General features: G+C 60.0%; 4 protein-coding genes. 3 read left to right on the top strand and 1 reads right to left on the bottom strand.

Annotated elements, in window-relative coordinates; all coding sequences use genetic code 11:
* The 3 genes from JSE7799_RS06375 to JSE7799_RS06370 form a co-directional block, all read left to right on the top strand.
* The coding region (locus JSE7799_RS06375) for a transposase (RefSeq protein ID WP_186201797.1) at positions 1-429 on the top strand (429 nt) is incomplete at its 5' end.
* A complete protein-coding gene (locus JSE7799_RS20365; RefSeq protein ID WP_144431593.1) occupies positions 426-665 on the top strand; it encodes a hypothetical protein in 240 nt (79 codons plus the stop codon). The genes JSE7799_RS06375 and JSE7799_RS20365, both read left to right, overlap by 4 nt.
* Before the next feature lie 104 nt (positions 666-769).
* Complete coding sequence (locus JSE7799_RS06370) at positions 770-1,582, top strand: EAL domain-containing protein (RefSeq protein WP_083480331.1); 813 nt, start codon at positions 770-772, stop codon at positions 1,580-1,582.
* A 272-nt stretch (positions 1,583-1,854) separates the two neighbouring features.
* On the opposite strand, the gene JSE7799_RS06365 is transcribed toward JSE7799_RS06370, so the two are convergent.
* Positions 1,855-2,310 (bottom strand): transposase (locus tag JSE7799_RS06365; protein WP_144431592.1); only part of this gene is annotated, 456 nt, incomplete at its 5' end.

Genomic DNA, 2,310 nt, shown 5'->3' with positions numbered 1-2,310 from the left:
CGCTGCCAGTTCCATCTCGCGCGCAACGCCATTCATCACGCTCCGAACGTCGAGAGCCGCAAGCGCATCGGAGCTGAGCTGCGCACCGTGTGGAATGCCAGCACGCTCGCCAAGGCAGAAACGGCCTTGGCAGAGATCGTCGCCAGCTATCGCACCTCTGCGCCGAAGCTGGCCGCATGGCTGGAGGAAAACGCGCCCGAGGGGCTCGCGGTCTTCACGCTGCCCGAGCACCATCGCCGCCGGCTGCGCACTTCAAACCCGATGGAGCGATCCGTCCAGCAGGAGCTCAAGCGGCGCACCGTAAAGGTCAGGGTCTTTCCCAGCGACGACGCTCTGCTGCGACTGGTCAGCGCCGTCCTCGTAGAGATCGACGAGAAATGGGCCTCCGAGACCAAGGCCTACATCAAATGGGAATGCCAGGATGCATGACCCGCTCTCAGCAGAATTTCCAGACCGCAGGTTGCTCTATCGAGGCGATCCAGACCATCAGGAACAACCACATCCCGACCGAGATGGCGGGGTTCTGCGGAGAGATCGGTTTTGCCCAGTCTCTGTCCGGTGAAACGGCCGGAAGCGCCGATCGGGGAACCCGGCCTCGCTCGCAGCCAGCCAATGCAACAGTCTCATCTGGATCGATGTCGCCAGACACCCTCAAACAACCGTGACATTCCTGTTACCCATTGAGAAATGTTAGGCATTCTAGCCGTTTACATATTCTGAAGTTTATCAGGCTAATTCGCTCTGTGATTGTTCCTCAAGGATTTGCGTCATGACACAGATGTTTTCGCCCTGCACAGCCTGCCGCGACGGGGCCGAATTCGAAGTTCCGATCTCCATGGCGTTCCAGCCGATCATTTCCGCCGGCGGGCAGAGCGTTTTCGCCTACGAAGCCTTGGTGCGCGGCGCAGATGGCGCGGGCGCGGGAGCAGTCCCTTCGCGCGTGAACGAGGCCACGCGCTACACGTTCGACCAGACCTGCCGCCGAACCGCGATTGCCAAGGCCGCGGAGCTCGATCTTGCGAAAGACGGCGCGATGTTGTCGATCAACTTCCTGCCCAACGCAGTCTATAATCCGCGCGCCTGTATCCGCGTCACTCTCGATGCGGCCAAGGATGCGGGCTTTCCCAATGACCGTATCATGTTCGAGTTCACCGAGTCCGAAAAGGTGGATCCAGAGCATCTGCTCGGCATCCTGAAACACTACCGATCGCTGGGTTTCTTGACTGCCATCGATGATTTTGGTGCGGGATACGCGGGCCTCGGCCTGTTGGCAAATTTCGTGCCCGATGTCGTGAAGCTTGACATGCATCTGGTCCGGAACATCGACACCTGCGAGACTCGGAGGTCGATCCTGAAGCACACCGTTCCCATGCTGAACGACCTGGGCGTCACCATCATTGCCGAAGGGATCGAGACGCTGGGTGAATACGAGGCGCTCCGCACGCTTGGTATCGATCTCATGCAAGGCTATCTGTTTGCGAAGCCAGCCTTCGAGGCATTACCGGAGCCGTCTTGGCCAATGGAGACAAAGTTTTCGAATACTGATGTGCGTGTCAGATCGCCCCTGAAGCAGCGGGCTTAAGCGACAGCTCCTGTTTGTTCCTTGGCCGATTCCCCGTGAGGAGATCGAGCGACCCGCAACAATTTGATTTCTTGTCCGCTCTTATTTCAGTCTGCTGACGGCTCTTAACCCGCATAATTCATGAAGCTGCGGACTTGTGCTCCGTGGGATGGTTTCCCCGGTCTCGGTTTTCTTGCGCGCACCCGGTGTTTGCGTCCGGTTGGCAGGCCGGCCGGTGACTTGGGTCTTGGGCGATACGGGTTGATGTTTCGGGGTTTGTCGGGGCGCTTGCGTCAGGCTGTTTTCGGTGGGGCGAGGGCGTCGAAGAGAAGGAGGAGAAGTCCCTTTCGGGGACACGATGCCGGCAGGGTCACGATGATCCGGGTCTTCTTTTCGACGATGGTGGCGGCCAGTTTGACGAGATGCAGCCGCAGCGTGTCGAACTGGGCGCGGCGCCATGGTGAACGTTTTGGGCAAGCCGCGCGGAGCTTCCACCAAATCCAGTAGGCGCAGCCGTGCAGCATCAGACGCATCTGATTGGCGTTCGCCTTCGAGCACGACGTCCGGTCTGCTGCGAGGTGGGCCTTCCACGCCTTGATGTGGTTCTCGGCCTGGCCGCGAGCGGAATAGAGCTTCTCGTAAAGATGCTTGCCGCGGCCGCCCTCGAGGTTGGTGACGATGTAGCGGGTGTCCCGACCCATGGGGCCAACCTCGACGCGGGCGATGACGCGGCGGGGTTTCGACCACGA

Source organism: Jannaschia seosinensis, assembly GCF_001408515.1.
Taxonomy (GTDB): domain Bacteria; phylum Pseudomonadota; class Alphaproteobacteria; order Rhodobacterales; family Rhodobacteraceae; genus Jannaschia; species Jannaschia seosinensis.
The sequence above is the reverse complement of the archived record's forward strand: the minus strand, read 5'-3'. Positions and strand labels throughout refer to the sequence as shown.

Bases quoted from the DNA above. Each gene is read 5' to 3' on its own strand.
- JSE7799_RS06370 (WP_083480331.1), top strand. From the start codon at position 770: ATGACACAGATGTTTTCGCCCTGCACAGCCTGCCGCGACGGGGCCGAA.
- JSE7799_RS20365 (WP_144431593.1), top strand. From the start codon at position 426: ATGACCCGCTCTCAGCAGAATTTCCAGACCGCAGGTTGCTCTATCGAG.